At 35.4% G+C, this 21,688-nt stretch carries 15 protein-coding genes; 9 read left to right on the top strand and 6 right to left on the bottom strand.

Features of this window, described 5'->3' with window-relative positions; genetic code table 11:
* Window positions 1-19: 19 nt before the first annotated feature.
* Together B3C16_RS00660 and B3C16_RS00655 are read right to left on the bottom strand one after the other, a co-directional pair.
* Window positions 20-1,396, bottom strand: coding sequence for a RagB/SusD family nutrient uptake outer membrane protein (locus B3C16_RS00660; RefSeq protein ID WP_291127590.1), 1,377 nt, complete (start codon window positions 1,394-1,396; stop codon window positions 20-22).
* Between the two features lie 16 nt (window positions 1,397-1,412).
* The gene (locus tag B3C16_RS00655) at window positions 1,413-4,421 is read right to left on the bottom strand and encodes a SusC/RagA family TonB-linked outer membrane protein (RefSeq protein WP_291127587.1); all 3,009 of its coding nucleotides are present in this window, start codon (window positions 4,419-4,421) and stop codon (window positions 1,413-1,415) included.
* A 720-nt stretch (window positions 4,422-5,141) separates the two neighbouring features.
* On the opposite strand from B3C16_RS00655, the gene B3C16_RS00650 reads away from it, so the two are divergent.
* The 4 genes from B3C16_RS00650 to B3C16_RS00635 all read left to right on the top strand — a co-directional run bounded on the left by B3C16_RS00650 (window position 5,142) and on the right by B3C16_RS00635 (window position 10,658).
* Window positions 5,142-5,399, top strand: a complete 258-nt coding sequence (locus B3C16_RS00650; protein WP_291127584.1) for a helix-turn-helix domain-containing protein — start codon at window positions 5,142-5,144, stop codon at window positions 5,397-5,399.
* Between the two features lie 142 nt (window positions 5,400-5,541).
* Window positions 5,542-6,633 (top strand): hypothetical protein, encoded by a 1,092-nt coding sequence (locus B3C16_RS00645; RefSeq protein ID WP_291127581.1) that lies wholly within the window; start codon window positions 5,542-5,544, stop codon window positions 6,631-6,633.
* A gap of 161 nt (window positions 6,634-6,794) precedes the next feature.
* Window positions 6,795-8,681, top strand: coding sequence for a patatin-like phospholipase family protein (locus B3C16_RS00640; protein ID WP_291127578.1), 1,887 nt, complete (start codon window positions 6,795-6,797; stop codon window positions 8,679-8,681).
* A gap of 69 nt (window positions 8,682-8,750) precedes the next feature.
* Window positions 8,751-10,658 carry a reverse transcriptase domain-containing protein gene (locus B3C16_RS00635; protein ID WP_291127576.1) on the top strand — a complete coding sequence of 636 codons (1,908 nt, stop codon included), beginning with the start codon at window positions 8,751-8,753 and terminating at the stop codon, window positions 10,656-10,658.
* Window positions 10,659-10,784: 126 nt separating this feature from the next.
* Here the strand turns inward: B3C16_RS00635 and B3C16_RS00630 are convergent, their stop codons facing one another.
* The 4 genes from B3C16_RS00630 to B3C16_RS00615 all read right to left on the bottom strand — a co-directional run bounded on the left by B3C16_RS00630 (window position 10,785) and on the right by B3C16_RS00615 (window position 14,854).
* Complete coding sequence (locus B3C16_RS00630; protein WP_291127573.1) at window positions 10,785-12,200, bottom strand: cyclodeaminase/cyclohydrolase family protein; 1,416 nt, start codon at window positions 12,198-12,200, stop codon at window positions 10,785-10,787.
* Between the two features lie 502 nt (window positions 12,201-12,702).
* Window positions 12,703-14,031, bottom strand: a complete 1,329-nt coding sequence (locus tag B3C16_RS00625) for a HesA/MoeB/ThiF family protein (RefSeq protein ID WP_291127570.1) — start codon at window positions 14,029-14,031, stop codon at window positions 12,703-12,705.
* The gene (locus B3C16_RS00620) at window positions 14,028-14,366 is read right to left on the bottom strand and encodes a hypothetical protein (protein WP_291127567.1); all 339 of its coding nucleotides are present in this window, start codon (window positions 14,364-14,366) and stop codon (window positions 14,028-14,030) included. Before B3C16_RS00620 ends, B3C16_RS00625 begins: the two co-directional genes overlap by 4 nt.
* 8 nt (window positions 14,367-14,374) lie before the next feature.
* Window positions 14,375-14,854 carry a multiubiquitin domain-containing protein gene (locus B3C16_RS00615; protein WP_291127564.1) on the bottom strand — a complete coding sequence of 160 codons (480 nt, stop codon included), beginning with the start codon at window positions 14,852-14,854 and terminating at the stop codon, window positions 14,375-14,377.
* Window positions 14,855-15,260: 406 nt separating this feature from the next.
* On the opposite strand from B3C16_RS00615, the gene B3C16_RS00610 reads away from it, so the two are divergent.
* From B3C16_RS00610 to B3C16_RS00590, 5 genes are all read left to right on the top strand, one after another.
* Window positions 15,261-15,623, top strand: coding sequence for a helix-turn-helix domain-containing protein (locus B3C16_RS00610; protein WP_291127561.1), 363 nt, complete (start codon window positions 15,261-15,263; stop codon window positions 15,621-15,623).
* A complete protein-coding gene (locus B3C16_RS00605) occupies window positions 15,607-16,488 on the top strand; it encodes an ImmA/IrrE family metallo-endopeptidase (protein WP_291127558.1) in 882 nt (293 codons plus the stop codon). The genes B3C16_RS00610 and B3C16_RS00605 overlap by 17 nt, the downstream gene beginning before the upstream one ends.
* 1,127 nt (window positions 16,489-17,615) lie before the next feature.
* The gene (locus B3C16_RS00600; RefSeq protein WP_291127555.1) at window positions 17,616-19,142 is read left to right on the top strand and encodes a ComEC/Rec2 family competence protein; all 1,527 of its coding nucleotides are present in this window, start codon (window positions 17,616-17,618) and stop codon (window positions 19,140-19,142) included.
* Between the two features lie 59 nt (window positions 19,143-19,201).
* Window positions 19,202-19,990, top strand: a complete 789-nt coding sequence (locus B3C16_RS00595) for a hypothetical protein (protein WP_291127552.1) — start codon at window positions 19,202-19,204, stop codon at window positions 19,988-19,990.
* 68 nt (window positions 19,991-20,058) lie between these two features.
* Entirely contained in the window at window positions 20,059-21,618 is a 1,560-nt protein-coding gene (locus B3C16_RS00590; RefSeq protein ID WP_291127549.1) for a hypothetical protein, read from the top strand.
* Window positions 21,619-21,688 lie beyond the last annotated feature (70 nt).

The raw sequence follows: 21,688 nt of genomic DNA, 5'->3' as shown, positions 1-21,688 counted from the left end.
ACATAAATAGTCTGTTTCATTAGTATCCGGGATTTTGGGGTAACAAATTATTGTTTAAAAGCAGTTCGGCGGCAGGTAGCGGAAAGAGCAAATCAGTAGCCTCCCAATTGGGTTTGATTGGCGAAAGTACCGGCGCAGCCTGCCCTGTTCGTTTCAAATCAAACCAGCGGTGCCCCTGCTCTGTAAACAGTTCGTATTTTCGCTCTTTGGCTACAGCTGCCAGCAGGTCTGTTTGAGTGACTGCTGTTGTTGCCAGTAATCCTGCCTTAGTTCGTATTTTATTAATGTCGGCTTGCGCTCCGCTAACATTGTTAAGCTGTGCATAGGCTTCGGCTCTGATTAAGTACTGCTCGGGCAGTCTGAACAAAATGGTGTATTCTTCTGATGTGGCCGTGGCACCGGTCTTTTTGTATTTATAAGACATGTACCAATTTACCCCGCCGGTAGTGACTGTGCGCACCCAATTGGTTCGTCGTAAATCTCCGGTTTCAAAGGAGGCGACGAACTGTGGCGACAAAAACGGTTTGGACGGTGGTCCGCTGGAATAGATAAAAGTACGGCCATCTTTGGCATTCAACCCAGGAGTACCGGGATGCAACGCCAAAATTGTAGAAGTCGATGCGCGCAGGAACTCCGTAGCAGGATTGTTCACCCAAACATAGGTTGGATTGTCGATAACGGCTGTTGCTTTGGCGGCGGCATTCGTCCAATCTTCCCGGTACAGATACACCCTTGCCAGTAATGCCTGCACGGTGGCTTTATTGGCACGTACCCGCTCTGTGGATGGATAGGTGTTCGTTAACAACGATTCCGCTAGTAAGAGGTCCACGGTTACTTTTTGCACCACCTCGTCGGCAGGTGTTTTTCCTATGGTTGCATTTGTAACATAATTGGTGGTGGTCACATACGGAATGTCGCCAAAAACATTGGTCAGGTAAAAATGGAGGTACGCTCTTAAAAAGTACGCTTCACCTGTGAGTCTTTCTCTATCTGCCGTGCTGATTGCTGTAGCGTCGGCCAATCCTTCGAGTACCATATTGGCGGCATATATTTCAGTGTAGGTATTGGCCCATAATGGTTTTAGCAAGCCGTTTGACGGCACCATGGTGTGGTCATAAAATTGCGTGATCTCCGGATTCTGAGCGGTAAACTGCATTTCATCCGTATAGCAGGAAAGCAATACCGAGACACCACCCAATGTGCCGCTAACCATTCCTAATTCTCTGATATGGGCGTAAATGTCGGAAACAGCCGCTTCTGCGGTTTCTACATTTTGATAAACATCGGGTGTCGTCAGTTGTGATTGTGGGGTATCCACTTCTGTGAAATCGGAACAACTAAAGCTACTGCAAAGCAAAAGGATTGCCATTATACTATTATAAATTTGTGTTTTCATCGTTTGTTTTTTAAAGTTAGAATCCCAATTGTACTCCAATTGTCAATTGTTTCAGCGGTGGTAACGAACTCATCGACTGGTTTTCGGGGTCAATCCCTTTGTAGTTTGTAAAAGTCAAGAGGTTTTGTCCCTGCAGGTAAATCTTAGCGCTTAGTGCTTTAGACCATTTCGAAGGCAGTGCATACGCAATACTCATACTTTTTAATCGCACATAGGAAGCATCGCTTACCGTTGCATTGCTGTCGAGTAAATTATAGTATGCATCCACCGCTGTACCATTTTGTCCCGTAGTAAAAATCTGTGAGGCATTGCCATTATCGGGAAAATGACCGGTAAAATCGGCAGGAAGATTCGCCATAGTACCCGCCAATGGTGATGTTAGGTAGTAATTTCTGCCCTGTTGCTTTACCAGCTGAAAAAGGAAATCCAAGCTCCAATTTTTATAATTCAACTGGTTGGTAATACCTCCATAAAATTCGGGAGCCGTGTCCATAATGGCTTGTTTGTCTGCGGTAGAAATCTGTCCGTCGCCATTGTAGTCCTGAAAGGTATAGGTGCCTGTTACGGGGTCTATGCCTGTGTAGTTATAACCTTTGGTAATGAACAATGATTCGCCCACGACCAGTAAATTGGCATAGGTTGACAACTCGAGATTGGGAAACGCTATCAGCTTGTTTTTTGGAGCTGTAAAGTTTACATTGGTCGTCCATGAGAAATCTTTGCTTTTGATGTTCTCTGTGCGGAATTCCAATTCCCATCCGGTATTCTCCACCGTGGCGTCAAAATTGGATTGTATCGATGGGAAACCGGTAGTCCCCGGCAATGGCACGCCAATCAACTGATTGGATGAGCGGTTTTTAAAATAGGCCGCCGAAAGGAAAATTCTATCCTGTAAAAATCCAAGTTCGGCCGCTACTTCCCATTTTGTATTGGTTTCCCAACCAAAATCGGGGTTGAACAAGCGTGCCGGACTTAATCCCACTACCCCATCATACAAATAAGGTGAGACCTGATAAGTATCCAAGTATTGGTAATCCCCTATTTGGTCATTGCCCGTGGTACCATAACTGGCTCGTAGCTTGCCGAAGCTCAAAATGCTGTTGTGTTCCTTCAGTCCTTTTTCGTTACTGAAAATCCACGCGGCTCCCACAGCACCAAAGTTGGCAAAGCGGTTCGCCGGTCCAAAACGGCTTGAGCCGTCCCGTCTTCCGGTAAAATTTAGTATGTAACGATTGTCCCAATCCAGGTTGAGTCTAGCAAACAGGGCACTGTATTTATAGTCGGTCACCGTGTGGCTCAGCACTCGTACTGTGGTAGCGGCAGCCAGACTATTGATTAGCGCATCACTCGTAAATCCGGAACCGGTCTGCGCCAACTTGGTTGATTTTTGACTTTGGAACGTGGCTCCTATCAAAATTTTGCTGTCCAGCTTCCCCCACTTCCTGCCATAATTTAACTGAGGCTCGACAATATAGGAGCGTCCGCTTCCTGCATTCACCATCAGCAGTGCTTCGTGGGTTGCCGTATCAAATGGGCTGTAAGTACTCAAGGGTACTGTTACATTTTGTGAGGTGCGACTATCAGTGTACCCCATAGCGGCTTTGGCTTCCAAACCGGGCAATATTCTATACGATAAAGATGTATTCGCCATCAGGTTTTGATTCGCTGTCACATAGGCGCCTTCCATCGTAGCCAACGGATTGATCCACGTTCCGTTCTGCCAGTTTAGGTTGCCGTTTTCGTCATATAGTGCCGGGGCATTTGGTGCTAAGGTATAGGCGCGCGAGGTTAGGTCTCTACCCGGTAAGGTGTTTTTATCTCCGGTATAGTCGGCGGAGAAATTGATACTGAATTTATTGTCCTCCGATTTATGGGTAATACTGCTGTGTACCGCACCTCGACCGTAATGGGCGTCTCCGGGAAATACGGTTGTTTCCTTGCGGTAGGTACCACTCACCAGGAATTGAGTGTTATTGCTGCCACCCGATACCGAAGCCTGTGCACTGCTAATATTGGCTGTGCCACCTATGAGTTCCTTGCGCCAGTTGGTATAGCGGTTTTGGTCCCAAGTGCCGTTGATGTCGTAAGCACTTGCAGGATAGGTTGCTATATTGTCATTGGCAAAAGCTTCAGCCCTCATCGCTAAATACTGTTGTGTGTTCATCATGTCCAACTCTCGTGCCACCTTGCCCACTGTGGAAAAGGCATTTACAACAAAGCTTGTCTTTCCCGCCTTTCCTTTTTTGGTCGTTATCAGTATGACACCGTTGGCACCACGAGAGCCATAAATGGCTGTAGCATCGGCATCCTTTAATACTTCGATGCTTTCAATATCGGCCGGGTTGATGTTGTTTAGAGGATTGACCAATCCTGTAATTGCAGCGGATGAAACCGTGTTATCCCCGAGTGATTGTGACGAGTAAGGCACCCCATTAACAATATACAATGGGTCGTTACCATCGGTGCGGATACTGTTTAATCCGCGTAGCTGAATGCTGAATCGACCCCCGGGCAAGCCTGAATTTTGAATGATGTTAACGCCAGATAGACGACCCTGCATCGCTGCCAAAGGATTGCTTACCGGTTGCTGCTCTATATCCTTGGCTGTAATCTTAGCGATACTACCGGTGCGTTCCTTGTCTTTTACCGTATAATACCCGGCGTTGATGGTTACTTCCTTTAAGGTTGTAGCGTCTTCGGTCATCATTATGTTGATAACATTGTTTGTTGCAACTGCTACTGTGGTTTCCTTGTAGCCTATGTAGCTAAAAATAAGTAAATCCCCTACGGTTGCCTGAATTGCATACTTACCCGATATATCTGTGATTGTACTTAGTGCAGATGATTTCACGGTAACGGTAACGCCGGGCAATGCTCCGTTGGCGTCTGATACTATACCACTAATGGTTTGTACTGTAGTCGGTTTTGAAGATTGGGCAAAAGTGGTCAGACAGAAAAGGTATATCCAGATCATAAAGGCATACCCAATTACTGCCCTACCTTTGAATAATGAAATTTTATTCATAATATTGGTTTGGTTTAAATTGAACAATAGTTTGTTTAAGCTTCGGCTTCCTATTGAGTTTGGTCACGAGGTAGGAAGTCTTTTTTTTGTTTTAGTTAGTTTATTTATATCATAGATTTGAAATTAAAAGGAGGACAGCCAGTGGCTGTCAGGTATTTTTGAGTGACGAAGCGACCTCGTCTGGTCTTAAATCAATTTGTAATTAAAAAAGCTGCCCTAACGATTACTAATTCCAATAACCCAACTCACCCGAGGCGCAGCCGAATTGTATGGAGCGCAGCGGAATAAAATGAAACAACTTAACCATAAGTAATTACTACTATGGCTGTCAGGGCAGACTTTAAATAATATATAACAATCAAGACTACGAGAGAAGTAAACATAACTTATCCCTCTCTTCCTTGTAACTAATAAAAAATGGTGAATCTATGAGCGGAGTAACGCAAAAAAGGCATGGAAATCAGCTTATTGCACTAGAGGTACTGGTATACCGAGGAACAATAAGTGAGCCCACGCCCTGGAGCGTGAGCATTGACACTTATCTTCTCGTTCCTATTAAATTACCAGTTTTCTAGCGCGAGATTCAAAGCGAATGCTTCAATATTTTTATATGAAGAATCGCAAAATTAGATTATTTGTTTTAATCCGCAGTAAATATAATAAAATAATGACAAATACGTCATTGTGGAGTTGTTTTTTTTCCATTCTCTTTGAAAATATATGGCTCAAATAAAAAACATAAAACTTCTTCAAGCAATTGCTGTGCTCCTTAAGGAATTAAGAGCTAAAAAAAAATTGAGCCAACAAGAGGTAAATAATGATACCGGCATCCATCTTGGAAGATTGGAGACTGGAAAACATAACTTTTCAGTTAGTACACTAGATGCTATATGTAAATACTATGAAATTTCTACTTCTGAATTTTACAAAAGACTAGAAGCGATAGACAAAGATTTGAAAATTACCGATAAAAAGTAAAAAGATGCAGTAGCATCTTTTTTTATGCCCTACAATTAACGATTTGTAATCCTTTTTGTATATTAGCTATGGTAAAATATGTTGGTATAATACAATACATTAGTTGGCGGTCATTTTGACGTAGAGAAAATTAAAAAAAATTATGAGGAAATTTTGTGTTTTTTGTGGAGAAAAACCAGTGGATAAAAATAAAGAACATATTATTCCTCAATGGTTAATAAAATATACAGGAAATCCTAAAAGAATTACTTTACTTGGTAAAAAAGAAGGAAAAGAAATTAAATTTTCGTGGTTGAATTTTGTTTTCCCAGCATGTGAAGAGTGCAACTCAAACTTTGGCAAGATTGAAAATAAAATTCAAACAATATTAATCAAAATAGATAATGAAAAATCTGTTACTCATAATGAAATTAACTTATTTTTAGATTGGCTTGATAAAATTAGAATTGGTATGTGGTTGGGACATGCACTTTTGCAAAACAAGGATTTTGAGCCAAACTTTTTCATTAATGACCGAGTTGCTTCTAAAGATAGACTTTGCTTAATTTACAAATTAAATGATTCAGAACAAGGCATCGGAATTATAGGTACAGACACTCCTGTTTTTCAACAAACTCCAAGTTGTTTTAGTATCATAATAAACAATATGATTTTCTTTAATTATTCAAAAGAATTTTTATTATCTAAAAATCTTGGATTTCCATATCCCGATAAATATACATACGACTCAAGCAGTCAAGTCAAAATAAATAAATTTGCCCAAGGAACTTACAAAGTTACTTTTCCAATTATCGATGGAAAAATAATAAAGCCAACGGTAAAACTTTATCAATCAATTTTGAAAGGTTCACATACTTTAAAAAAGCCATTTGCTGGAAGGGGTAGAAAATACTGTGACTCTAATTGCTTATATTATAATAATAACATAATTCAGAGTAGGATATATTTAAGCGATGAGCAAATTGATTTTCATGGATTTTGGCCTCAAAAAAAATTGATTAATTTTAAATTTAAAGAAAAGTTTGAAAGGGAGTTACTCTTTCGTGCAATTGTTCAAATGACATTAGCACATCAAAATCATTCATTACTAGAAACTTTAAACAAGTTTGACGAAAAAATGGAAACTGAAGAGAAAATAATTTTCGATAAATATCATAAAGAAATTTTAGAATTAAATAATAAGAAGATTTTCGAGATTGAGAAAGTTATGAAAGAATTTTATCTGATCATATAAAAAACGACCGCCGATAGCCGTTTGTCGCAATGGCTAGTTGTTACTTAAGTCGGTAGTCGATTTTCCTCTGGAAAATCTTTACCTTAGTAGAAAGTAATAAATAACGAAGCCGACACTGCGTCAAGTGGCGGAATGCTTTAGGAAATTTTATCAACAATGTTATGAAAACAAACTTTTTCGAACAAAGTATAGGAATATTTGAAGGTGGCGGAGTAAAAGGAGCTGCTTTTGGCGGCGCCTATAAAGCTTGTACAGAAGCAAAAATCAACTTCATTGGAAACATTGGAACATCAGCAGGATCAATTGTAGCTGCATTAATTTCAGCAGGATTTAAGTCCGATGAGCTTCTCGAAGCTATGAAGAAACCATTTTCTGATTTTTTAAAAAAACCGGATACTTCTAAAATAAGTCACAAGTTAAAATATAAAATTTCTCAATCCCTAGGTGCAAATTTAGACAAAATTGGCTCTATAAATTATGCCCTTGGAATGTATTCTTCAGAAGAAATTGAAGTTTGGATTGATGAAATTTTAAAATCTCATTTGTATAAAAACACCAGTGCACCAGCAGGTCCAATTACATTTTCACAGCTTCCGAAAAGTCTTGTAATTCTTGCTACGAATATATCAACAGGTTCTTTTAAATGCTGGAGCACAAAATCTACTCCTGATGCTTCAGTAGCGTTTGCGGTACGATGCTCGTGCTCTATTCCGTTTTTTTTTCAGCCAGTACAAGAAAATAAAACTCTTTACGTTGATGGTGGCATAATTGCAAATTTACCCTTATTTTTAATTCGCGAGCTAGCTCTAGAAAATCAAAATCCCATACTTTGTTTTCGATTAATCGAAAATAATATTGAAAAGAAAGATCCGAAAACAGGTATTGATTTAATTAAACTGTTGATTCCCAGCCTACTTAATGGAACAACCGAAATTCAACTCAATATGCAAAAATATCGACAAGTAATAGATATTCCTACTGGTAACATAAGCTCTATTAATTTCAATATTGCAAATACAGAAATTCAGCAATTAGTAGCTAACGGTGAGCAAGCAGTTAAAGAATTCATTCTAAATGAGCAAAAACTTGTTGCTAAGTTCGGAGATGATAGCGTAGATTTAAAAAGTTTTAGAGAAGGTTTACTAGAACAAACCGCATCATTAATAAATTCAAGTACAAGCACTGTGACAATTTTTGGTGGAGATTTATCCTGGTTAAAAGAAACATTTATTGCATTGTTAGATGCATCATTAAGAGGCATAACAATTAATATCATATGTGAAAATAATGCATCTCAGAAATACATAGATTCAATTAATGCCGCCAAATCAATTGGAGCACATGTGGTCAAATTAAAAGACAATGCCTTATTAAAAGGGACATGTATCGATATTGATTCAAGTACAGCCACAATGATTGCTATTGAAGAGCAGCCTTTTTCCCACGGTAGATTGTATTCATTACCTAACGATTCCGGATTTATTAGATTAATTCGTGATACGTTCAATATAAAATGGAGTTCGTCAACTCCCGAAGGACATGGGCAAAAGCCTAAATTACTTCCTATTTCGGAAGAAACTGTGATAAACACATTAAAAACAAAAATTCCAATGTATCGTGAATGTCACATTTATTCGGAATTAGTCGAAGTAGACAAATTGATTCCGCTAAATAAATATTTGGAACGATTAAAATTGAATAGAGTGAAGCAGTTGGAAAAACTGCTTTCTAAAAGTAATCTATCAAATTCTGCATATATTGAATCATGTCCGTGGGTAATTTTACCTCCAATAATTGAAAAACTCAATAATGGTGAGTTGGTGATTATTGATGGAACACATAGAGTCTATAATGCAAGGCAGAATGATTTGAAGCACCTGAAGGCAATAGTAATAGAGAACAATAAAGTAGAAATTCCTTCAAAAACTAATTCTTGGGAAAAAGTTGTAATTAAATTTGAAAAAAAATCTCGAGAAGAACGTTATATTGATTACGATGAATCTCTTTTTAGGCCAATAGAAGCAGCATTCAACAATATTAATATTTAAAAACTGCATACAACAGTGGTTTTTTTATTAGAACACCATGAGTTAAAAAGTTATAAACATAAAAAAAAAATGAAAAACTTCAATCTCGGAAATTTTATAAAACTTAATCATGTAGAAAAGGCTTTTGAATTAATTAAACTTCAGATTGAAGATAACACTTTTTCATTTAAAACTTTAGAACTTGAAATATATAGAATTGAAGAAAAAATTAATGATTTTAATTGCGAAGAATTTTATGATGAGCTTTTAAAAAAAGACATCCTCTATAACAAGAATAATCAGTTTTACAATATTGAATATTTAGTTCCGAAAGGAGTTTATGGTGTCAGAAAATTTAATTTTCTTTCTTTTGAACTACTTTTAATTTACTATACACTTGGATTCTATTTTTACGATTTAATTAAAGAATCATTTGAAACAATTGAAAATAAAAAAGAAAAACGATTAAATATATCAACATATTATGGAGGGAAAATCGACTTTAATTCTCCTAAAAAATCTTCATTATATTATCAAAAAGACTATGTTGAATTTAATAATATCGTAAATAAAAAAATTGAAGATATATTAGGTAAAAAGAAAAAGGTAGTACTCATTAAGCTGGACATACAAGACTATTTCAAAAGTATAGACTTAGAAATACTTTTGGACATAATAAAAAAATATTCTATTCCTTCAAATACAAAAAAGCAAAAATTTGATTATTCAACAATAGAAGAGATTAAAAACTTACTGATTTTCATTAATAAAAGTTTAATTGGTGTACCTCTTTTTTCGCAAAACATACTGTCGAATTTTTTAAGTTATTTGTATCTTTTTGAATTGGATAATTTTGTTCAAGAAATCCCTGTTTCAAGAGAAGAAGATTTCTTGTACTGCAGATATGTAGATGATTTTTACTTAATATTTAAAAGAAACAAAACTTTAAAAAATGATAAAATAGGAGATGAAATATTCAATATCACAACGAGCATTTCTGAATTTTTACATAATAATTTGAGTTTAAAAATTAATCAATTAAAAACACAAACTTTAATTATTGAAAACAGTCATGACTTTGAAACTTTCATAAAAAAAGAAAAAATTATAAGTATTCCTGAAACATTAAAAAAAGACAAAAAACCAAAAGAAAGATTAGAAGAAATAAAAGAAATAATTGACCAATTAAAAGTTGACTATAAATTAAGTGGGAAAATTTCGATATCAACAGAAGACAGTAATAAACTCAAGGAGATTTTTTCAAAAGCTCTTCGGAATTATCTAGCAACAAGTGATGCAAAATCAATCGTAGATAAAATGTTTATTGGATGGAATCCAATTCTCACTTTAACGAGTTCACAAGCATTAATCTATTTACTTAAACATTCAAAAGAGAATAAATTGCTGAAGAACTTTTTAATTGAAAACAAAGAATTTAAATTAAGCAATCCACAATATTTGTATTTATTAGAAAAATATTTACTTTCAAATGATCATGATGAAAATTTTAATAATGAAATATTAAATGCTCATGAAAACAATTCTTATTTAAATCTTATTCGAAAAATGATGGATAAAACTTTAGTTTTAACATCTCATAATGATTTATCAATTTCAGAAACATTTTTAGAAAAACATGATACATTAATGCAACAAATAAAGATGTTGGTAATAGCTGAAACTGAAGGCAAATTTAATTTAGCTTTCAATCATTTATTAAACATTTATCATTATTTCTGTTTTGCGAATGATAGCAGTCCTTCAAAAACAACTTTGAAAAACTACAATCAAAATAATGTTACTGACTATTTAGATAGTTTGAAATTACCAATAGAGTATTTAAATTTTTCTATTAAATTTTTTGACAGACGTAATAAAAATAACATTTCACATCCGGGAGAAGAATTAATGGAAAGTTGGGTTGTGAACAGAGAAGAATATACAAAATATAAAAATGATCTGAATAAACTATTGAAACAAATTCAAGAGTATAACTAAAAGCGATTTACAGCAATGGTTTGCTTTGCTTTAATATATTGAGTTTTTTATATAAACTTTTATCATTAACAGAAGATAAATAAATAAATATATCTAAAGGGCTTTTTAACCTTTGATAAAGACCATTCAATATTCGACCAACTGAAGTTCTTCTAAACGTCTTGCCATAGCCGTCACCGAAACCCTATACTCTTGTGCCAAAGATTTAAATGGTTTTCCAGCATAAATTTCTGCTGATGCAACGAGAATGGTAAACTCTCTCAAACTTTTACATTTTTCTCTCAATTCTGAAGTGCTTACTCGCAATAAATTAAAGGCCGTGTCATTGTCGATTGACAATTTTGACTTTCCAAACTGCTTGATGAAAGAATTTACCACTTTCTTTTTTGGCATCAGAAAGTATGTAGCAAACTTGTCCGCTTGCCTCTCTTCAGGTAATCGAGGAATTGTATGTGAACCATCCAAAGGTATATCACGATGAAGAATATGTTGATTATGTAAAAGTGCATGACCTAATTCGTGAGCAGCCGTAAAATTCTGCACTACATTTTTATAATTTCCCGATAAAACAATATGTCTTTCTCTCTGATCTATATAGCCAGCGCATTCACTTCCGTCATCATTATCGTCAAGTTTTGGAAGCATTCCAAAGTCATAATCAAATATCTCTTCGAAAATTGTTTGTGGATCGAGTACTTGTCTGGAATCAGTTAGCTCAGTTTTCCAAATGGTTTGATGATGTTTCCAAAGCATATTTAGAAAATCTGATGCAAGCTTTTCAATCTCCTCATCACTCCATTGAGTGTCTGTTTTTGATATTTCAAGAAAGCTTGTTACTTCACTATACAAAGTCATTCTATCAGCCACCTCCTTCTCTAAAATTCCAATACATATGTCAATTTCGTCTTTCAGTCTAGCATAATCATTTTTCAACTTGTTATACCAGGTTGACATTTCAGTGGTCCAGTAAAAGTGCACAATACAAAATGTTAGAAAATTTAGTTGAACTATCGATAAGCATCCGGCTAATGAAGCGATAGCTCCTCCCAAGGACACGTGTGAATCGCCTCTAACCTCCTTACATCCAAATTTGAAAGCTAGCAAGGCCGTATCAGCTAGTTTGACACAATGCTCAGCTATCTCCAACGGAATTCTAACCGCCATTTTCATTGATTCAGCCATTTCCTTACGGCGACGAGATGTCTCATAAAAATCACCTGCAAGCTGTGACTTTTCATACTCATGCATAGCTTGTATATATTTATCGAAGTAATAGGCATCCTCCTTAAAAAAATTCACAAGATTAGGAAATATTATATTTTCAATCTCTTCATATCGAACAGTCAAATCTGGTATAACACCCAGATATTTGTCACGAAACTTTTTAGTTTTGGTTACTGATATCACAGTCTGTGCAAGCTTTGCGGATATCATGCCCTGCAATGCCGCCGCACTTCCAGAACCTGGCTTATGCCCACCCTTACCCAATTCGAACATAAGTTCCTCTACAGTTATTTTTGAAAAGTCAAACTCCATAATCATTTTTTAAAATCGCCAGAAATTTAACACTTTTAATGTAAAATATCAAATTTATAAAATTTATCAAGTATTATCAACACCATAAGAACAGCTAATAAAACCAATAGAAACAATGGCTAGTTATATTTTCAACGGTACATCGCGAAATACTATTCGACGATGTCAGTCCTTTTATGTGATTAAAGTAACCAAATACATACCTAAGAAAACCCCGCACTTATATCCTACGTACTGATTCTAAAAAAGTAAAACATTTTTTCCAATTTGCATACTACAAATAAACTTGATATAGTATTTTGGGATCATTCCTAAATACATTATAATCGTAAGAACGGCATGACTTTTCCTTTATACTTCTAACCTAACTTGATTGGAATATCTTTTCGTATTGTTTATAAAGTGTATTGTAAAATAGTAGCATAACTACGGCTGGAGGAATAGTAAAAAATGAAAAGATATATTTAAATATCTTTTCATTTTTCTTGGGAATGGCAATAATTTATACTTAAATCTTGTTATATTGTGCTTGTCCAACTGCAGTTATAGGATAGTGTTCACAACAATTAGGCGCGTGCATCTTACGAATATGGTTTTCTATTTTCCCCGAATTGCCGTCATAAGCTAAATAGACAGACTGATTATTCATCCCTGTCCATCCAGTAACTATATCAACAAGAATACCTATTGCTGTAGATGCAAGAACACCATTTGGCCATACAACCTGTGGTCGTCCGCCAACCTTTCCATACTTTTCAGCTTCTTTAGCCAACTTCGCTTCTGTCAAAAATCCATAACAAGACATACAGCTTGAACCTGGCATAGATAAGATAACCTGTCCACTCATCGAGTAACCCTCAGAATAGTAAACATCCATCCCGATGTCAATTAATGGGATTAGAAAACGCCGACACTCTGCTTCAAGTTGTTGTCGTTCCGAATATGAATCAACGCAACCTAAAATGATGTCACAACTTTGCAACGCTTCCGGCAGGTCTTGCCATTTTTTTTCCACGAGTGTCACCTTAGCGCTTGGTAATATACTCTTGATAATTCTACTGGCAATAACAGTCTTCGGTGTACTTTTTTTAATATCTGCATAATTTGCTCCTACAAGACGATTAAGGTTACTATCTTCAATATGGTCATCGTCAAATATAGTGATATGTTTAAATCCTATGTGAGCAAGTTGTTGACCAATATGTGACCCGCCACCTCCATAACCTATAATTCCAATTTTGATATTATCAATTAGATTTTGTGAATTTGGTCCCAAAAATGACTGTCTATCAAACACAGCATTTTTTGATAACGAATTATTACCATATTGCAGTAAAAAAGGAAAACCAACAATACTAATTGAAGTAGATTTTAAAAAATTTTTTGACCCGCCAACTTTGATTGCTGTATAAAACGCATCCTTACTCAGAATAAGTATGCCATTTGCATGTTGCGAGGCAATATTAGTAAAACTGTCAACAATTCCGGGAAGACCTGCTTCATCTGTAGGGCTTGGATATGGTTTTCCATTATGATCGTGAAGATGTACATGAAAACAACCACAACGCTTATCAAAAGTTTCCTGCATTGCATTTCTTATAGCAGTAGAGTTGATTTTAGCACCTACTTCTGGATCATCTATATAATTATCATCTGCAACTGGCTTATAATCCGTTGCGATAACAAGATACTGACTTGGTGATAAAAGTATAGTCTTAGCGAACAAAAAACCAACCCTTTCATAAGCAAAATCATGTGGTCGCTTAAGGTCAATGAGCATTTTTTCATGTACCTCTTTCGGTATTCTGAACTGAATATTCTGTAACTGTTTTTTCATCTTAAAGCTCTTAAATGAATTTGCAGCATTTCTGCTAATCGCAATCCCGCATTAACCTTCCAAGAAATAGCATACCAGCTTTCTCCCAAAATTCTTACTCCATTTCTGTTCCAGTTACGGCTTGGTATTCCGGTAACGATTACAGAATAAAAAAGACTCGATTCATACCCGTCTTTATGCGAAGGACATAATAAGGCATTAACAATTTTTGGTTCGCAATGATCAGGTAATTGCAGATTGTCAATCCTAATATAAGTAATACCCCCATCCTGAGCAATGCTCAGGTCTGGGGCTATACTTTTCAATTCTTTAATCTGATCTTCAGGAAAATCCATAAATCAAATTATGATGAAGAACCATCTCTAACATGACTAAAAAACTTTTCGCAGCCTTTAATCAAAACAAAGGCATCGTCAGCTAAAGGTGTGAGTTTTCCATTAATAACTTCCTCAAGTTCATGAGCAGCAGGAACACCAGCAAGCTTCTTGATTTCTGCAACTGAATGCCTACCTCTGGAAATTTTATATTCTTTATCATTCACATAAATTTCCACCTGACGTGGTTCTTCATGTTTATGAGAATAAAATTCCTCAATCCCAGGACGGGCTAAATCTACCTTCGTATCATCAGCTATCACTTCATCCTCCCACGGTCTTTCAATATCAAGAAACAGTTTATCCTCTTCAGGGATGTTTCCTAATTTTCTAACTTCCGAACCGGAAATATACTGTGTTGCCCATTCATACTTCTTGTCATTGATTTTAAACTCCAACGACGGTTTGCCATTACTATGGTCTTCTTTTTTTGATATATCTTGCGACATAATTACGTTTATTTAAAAGTTATCTCCTATAATACTTTGAAAGACGGAGTTGATTTTATGTCCTCATAGTGCTAAAAAATCGAGGTTAACTTGTACAGTTTAAATAAACGTCTAACTTTGTAACCACGAAAAGAAGGGTTGACTTAGGTGATAAGCCTGTCAATAAGAAGTCCGCAAAACTTTATTCCCTCGTATGTAGCCCAGCACCGGTGCAAACGGTTCTGGGTTTTTTTGTTTTATTTTGTTATCATTTGGTATAGCTAATTTATAGGTTAAGTAATCAATATGATGCAAATATACACAATCTAATTTTATCAAACAAGGTGTTTGATAAAATTTTCTAAAAATAATTAACATATACTTTGTTATAATTAATATCTTTCATAACTTTGTGAAAAATATAACCATGGAAACTTTAGGCAAAACCTTGAAAAGTACGCGTGAAAACGTTTCCCTAACTCTTAAGGACGTTGAAAACGCAACCGGTATATCTAATGCTTATCTAAGTCAGTTAGAGAATGAAAAAATTAAAAAACCATCCGCTAGTATACTATATAAATTGGCGAATGTCTATAAAATTGATTTAAACGTATTACTTCATGCAGCTGGTATAATTGAAAAGAGTGATGAAACTGAAGCACCAAAGCTAACATTACTTGAAAAAGAAATACAATTTTATAAGGACAAGTTATCTCCACAAGAAGAAAAAGAGGTAGTTGATTTTATTAAATTTTTACGCTACAAGAAGACAAATGACACTACACTCTAAAAAAGACATTGAAAATATTTCATTTGACATTTTAAAATCTTCTAAATCATTGGATGTATTCCCTACTCCCATTGATAAAATTGTTGCACATTCTGAACTCTATATTGCGGGAGGTATCGATTTAAAATCATTGGAGAAGAAATACAAAAGTTCGCATTTTTCTGAGGCACTAAAAGCTGGTTTATCAAAAATTCGTGGCTTTTTAGATCGTCGTGAGAAAGTTATTTATCTTGATATGGATCAGTTAATTAGTAGGCAGAATTTTGTTGCCTTGCATGAGACCGGCCATAATGTGCTCCCATGGCAAAGTAAAACTCTTGAATTTCTCGATGACGATGAGACGTTAGACCCCGACACACAGGAAGAATTTGAACGTGAAGCCAACTATTTTGCATCAATAACTCTTTTTCAAAATGATCGTTTTGACAATGAGGTAAAAAAGCTGGAATTGGGACTACCATCCGTCATGCAATTATCTCAACATTTTGGTGCATCAGCGCATGCCACATTTAGACGTTATGTTGAAAATTCTAAATTTAGATGTGCATTACTTGTGCTCCAAAATTTATCTGCAAAAGGGAAAGTTCCGAACGGTGATTTTCGAAACGCGTTTCATTCTGAACCATTTCTAAATAATTTTGGTTCCATAGAATGGCCAGAAAACTTTGGTTACAAATGGGAATTCATAAGAGACCATCTTTTTTTGAAAAAGAAATGGAAAACAAATGGCTCAATCAATCTCAAAACCCTTAATGGTGATGTAGACTTCACATATCACTATTTTGACAACACTTATAATGCTTTTGTTCTAATCTTCCCTAAAGGCGAGAATAAACCAACCAGAACTAAAATCGTTATGGGCTAAGAAATAATTGCTTCGTAATCATTTCATTTGTGCATCTCTTTCGTCAATTCAATTTAGGTTACACTTTGTAGTAAACCTAATTTGCACTGTCTTAATTCCTTGGAGAAAATGATGAATCAAGTTTTGTTAAAAACTGGCTGATAACTATTTAACTCTATAAAAGAAATAGTTATTGTATATTTTATCTTTGTACAGTTGATTCTTTAAAGACAACTCGAAACAAATGGTTTGGCTAAAATCTTCGGCGTTTGTTTTTAAATCTGCTACCGAAAGGGGACAATACACAGCAGCACTATGGCACTAAGGTACGAGTAGAAAGTATTGGAGGTTGATTAATAACCTGACAGTTGGTACCAATCTAAAGAGCATTAATCGGACTACTTTAGACACATGACGGGAGGATGGCTCCGGAAGGAAGTTAACTTTAACCTGATAGTGGAGTGATAACCTATAACTGAGTTTCAGTATAGGGGAAACTCACTATGCACAATCTGAAGAGAATTCTCCATAAGGAAATTTATATCTAAATAGATTAATAAAGATAAAAAAGGTCGAAAAACCTCGTTTTTAGGGGTGTGAACTCGTTAAGGGCCTTCAGAAATATCAAAACTTGTGATGAAATTTTTTTCGCCTCTGGAATCTATACACCTTCTTTCACAATTCCAGTTTAGAATTTTTTCTTGGATTTTTTTTCGCCATTTTTATTTCATTTGCGAATACCAAACCCATTATTGAGCAATCGTTACCAACGGCTGAATATTTTATTTGTAGTTGTCAAAATTACAAGACTTCTAAAATTTAGGTAAATGGTCAAATGCCCTTCAAGTGATTTTTTTGGGGATTGTAATCTGTACAATGAAGTTTGCAAAGTTCAATAAAGCATAAAACACACTAATTATTAAAGTTTAACAATGTAACTCGACGAAAGAAACTAACATTTTATCGATAAAAAATGACTTTCATCCGATAAATCCTTCTTAAAAAAACAGTATAACCCACAATTGCCTAACTTTAGGTTATCCCTTTTTACTATTTCAGATACCGCTTTTATTTACTCAATATTAAGATGTTGGGGATGGCTTTGCTGTGGGTTATTATATCTGAGAAACTAATTAAATTCAAAAATCATGGAGCAAAAATTACTTGACAGAGGATACGGCTTTGCAGTTTATCCATCAGTGTTTATAAAAGATTTTGTTAAAAACAAAAAAAAAGAGACTATAGAATTCAAATGGGTAAAGCATTTACTTTTTGGAGATTGGATAGGATTAATAAAAGATAACAATGGTAATCTTCAATATCAAACCATTAACGGTAAGGAATATTTGAAAGTCCGAGGACGTAACCAAAACGGCTATATCCTTCCTCAAGAAATACAATTTGACAGAATACTTGAAGTTAATTTTATCGATGTTGGTCAAGGCGATGGATGTCATATCGTTACACCGGACGATAAGCATTTTATTATCGATGCGGGTGAATCTGATAATATGTACCGGTTTTTAAAGTGGCGTTATAACCTCAAAAACAAAGAGTCTAAAGCACCGCCGTTTACCGTCGTAATATCACATTCCGACAAAGACCATTATTATGGTTTTATGAAGATTTTTGAAATGGCAGGAAAAACAGTGAACCCTCAAATGGAAATTGAAAAAATTTACCACAACGGAATGATTGAAACTTCAGGAACAGAAGCAAGTGATTTGGGTACTTTAAAGACCCATCTGTCTGTTGATTACATCACAGATTTATGCGATACTCAAAACGATTACCTTAACAGGATAGTCAATTGTTCCGGACTATATGCAGGCTTGCTGGTAAACGCTAAAGCAGATAAATATGGATTACGTAAAGGAAGTCCTCCAATTCATAGCCAAGGCGGACTAACCATTGAAGTACTCGGACCAGTCGCTGTAGATATTAATGGCAAGGATGCGCTACCCGTTTTTGGACCACAAAAACGAGATGAAAAAGGGAAAACTAAAAATGGTCATTCAGTCATTCTTAAACTGAAAATTGGTGAGTTAAAAATGTTACTTGGCGGTGATTTGAACGAACTCTCTGAGGATTGGATTATGTCTCAATATACCGGTATAAATATTACCGCGCAACGAGAAATTATTGACAAAAAAACTTCAACACCAGCTCAAAAAGAACAAGCCATAAATCTGATTGAAAGCGCAGTAATACAAGCGAGAAATGAATTTCAGGTTGATATCGCAAAATCATGCCATCATGGAAGCCACGATTTTACAAGTGAATTTTTAAGAGCCGTTAATCCTATAGCCACTATCATCTCAAGCGGTGATGAAGAGCCTCATGTACATCCGCGACCTGACACCCTAGGCACAATAGGAAAACATAGTCGTGGAGACCGTTCCTTGATTTTTTCTACTGAGTTAGCGCGTTCTACCGTTGAATTCATTAAACGGTCATTAAATCCCAGCAAACCCAATTTGGATCCGATTACCGGGGAAGAGATAAAATTTACAAAAGAACGTGCTGTTACTGTGTATGGGATGATTAACGTAAGAACTGACGGTAAAAACGTTTTAATAGCCCAAAAACTTGAAGCGAATGCACCTCGTGGCAGTTGGGACATTCACAAATTGGTTTGGGATGAGGCTCTCAATGAATTCAAATATTTGGTTTGATTCTGACTACGATCATTTACTATTAAACTCATATAATTATTAAACCAAAAATCAATAAAATGAAAACAGCTTTAACCATCATATTTTTTTTTGTTTCTTTAAAAGCGTATCAGCAAAGTGAAAACATTGGGCAACCTTTTGTTTTAAAAGCCAGCACCAATGCAACATTTGTAAAGTTTATTGCCAATGTATCATTAGATACAGCACTTCCAGCTAATACAGCAATGATGGCACAGTCAAAAGTGTTATACATCTTACAATCAGTTGATAAGGCAAATGGTGTAGTGTATTTTTATGCAGACAATTTCAATCTTTCTAAAACCGAAGCTGACCGAGGAACAAATAGAGACAAAAGCTTCTATTACAATGACAAATTGCTTAAAATGAGCTACAATGATTATAAATCTAATGCCAAAGATGTGGAATTCCCTGATGGTGTTAATTTTGGTATCCTCACACTTCCTTTTAAATACAGACCGCAGAAAGATGCAGACTTTGAGACACAATTTAACCTTAATACCACCTTTGGTATTCTTATTCGTAATAAGTATTTTAAGAAGGCTAAATTTTATGCACAGCTTGGTGCAGGAATTGGGACAGTAAAACTTGACGCTTCAAATGCCAGCGGAGTAACGGATGACGACGCGCAAAATGTATCAACCATCACTGGATTCATGGGGTTAATGATGCAATATAATGATATTCAAGCCGGTATTTATTTAGGTGCCGAACAAATCAACAATAACAAAAAATACGGCTGGGAAAACCAAGGTAACTTGTGGATTTCGCTTGGTGTAGGATTTAAAATTTTTACCCTATCAAAATCAGATAAAAATAAAAATGAATGATCTAGGAGTTAACACTTAAATGGCTTTTATAAGAGACAAATTATAATAAATAAATAAATATATTAGTTATGAGAACAAGATTCCTATTTGCATTGATGATGTGCTGTTTTTTGGGGTTCGGTCAGACAAATCCCATCCCATCCACTGGTAGTGGAAAAAAGGGTACCAAGAAAATTATAAAAGTCGAAGCGCCATTAAGTTCAACTGCTTTTGATTCGTTAATTATTGGTGAACTTAACTTTATGGTTCTTGGTGATGATAATGTAAAACAAGGGATTAGTTATGAATATAAAGAAAATAATACTGAACTCAATCTTAGTGGAAAACTCCACAGCACAGACCTATTTATTATGACTGTTGATGGAAAATTTTCAATTGACAGTGGTGCATTTATTTTTGATGAGACTGATGGCAGCAAAAAAGGTAAACTCACTTTAAATTTCTTTTTTAATCTCCCGTGGAACTCTAAATTTTATAGAACTCTGGATGAATCAAAACCAAACGAAATAGATTCCAGAAGGGCCATGATACAAAACAAAGTTCAAAGCATGGCATTAGCTGATAGCATTCATTACAAAATTAAGGATTTTGAGGCTATCTTAGGTACCTTGAAAATCCCTCATGTCTCTATCAAAAGTAAAAAATTTGACAGACAACGAGCAATGCTAGATAAAACCCATACTGTGCCTTATGACTACACGGCAGCCGATTATAATAATATTACTGCTAATAAAGAAAGGCTATTAAAAAGACTAAAAGTGTATTATAAAAAAGGTGGGATTTCAGATTTTGACGTCTTAATTGATACGCTCAACAAAGAGCCAGTAAAAGAAACTTATCAAATTCTTGACAATGATGATAACGTTGTTGATAGCTTTACCATTGCCAAAATTTTTAAACTTGAAAAACTCCTTAAAGACTATCAGGAATCTTATGCAAGACTTGAAAATTATACTACTGAAAATAACAAATTGGAAATAGCCACTTTCAAAAAATACTGGATCGGTGCAAGGAGCTGGTATGCGGGCGTGAGTCCTTTTTATGAAAGACAAGGGTTTGATATTTATAATCCAAATCTTCCATCAACTACAATTTTTAAAGATCGATTTAATCAAATCAATAGCGATTTGTATGGAGTTGGCCTTAGTCTTAACCATGTCCGGGTGTTTAAAAACCGAAGCTTTTACATTATCCGATTATTAAATGCAATAGGCCGTTCCAATAATTTTGCTGAATACGACAAAAAAGATTACAGCTTCACCAGTTCCTCAGAAAACGTTAATGGTATTCCGATAGAAGTCACCAAAGTCAAAACAGGATACATTAATAAAGCAGGTCGAAACTATGAGTATGGAACATTTACCAATTTAAATTTAGAATTGTATGTGGCACCGATACCTGTAGCCGGAGTATTCGGCAAAATTGGCTATTCAAAAAATGATGCCTTACTCAAAGAAGAAACTTATCCCTTTGAAACCGGCATCCTAATCAATTTAAAATCAAAAGACAAAAAGAATATCGTTGCCATACAATTATTTATGAGCAGGCTTAATTTAAATGAGCACCCTGATGATGATATGAATTTTGGGCTTAAGATTGGATTGCCAATTAATATTTCGAAGGATTAAATAGTCGAAAACACCTATCACTATTGATTGCATGGGTGAAGGAATTTTGGTATGTTTGAATATCTCTCAT

The sequence above is a fragment of the Flavobacterium sp. UBA7682 genome, assembly GCF_002482945.1.
GTDB lineage: Bacteria > Bacteroidota > Bacteroidia > Flavobacteriales > Flavobacteriaceae > Flavobacterium.
The sequence above is the reverse complement of the archived record's forward strand: the minus strand, read 5'-3'. Positions and strand labels throughout refer to the sequence as shown.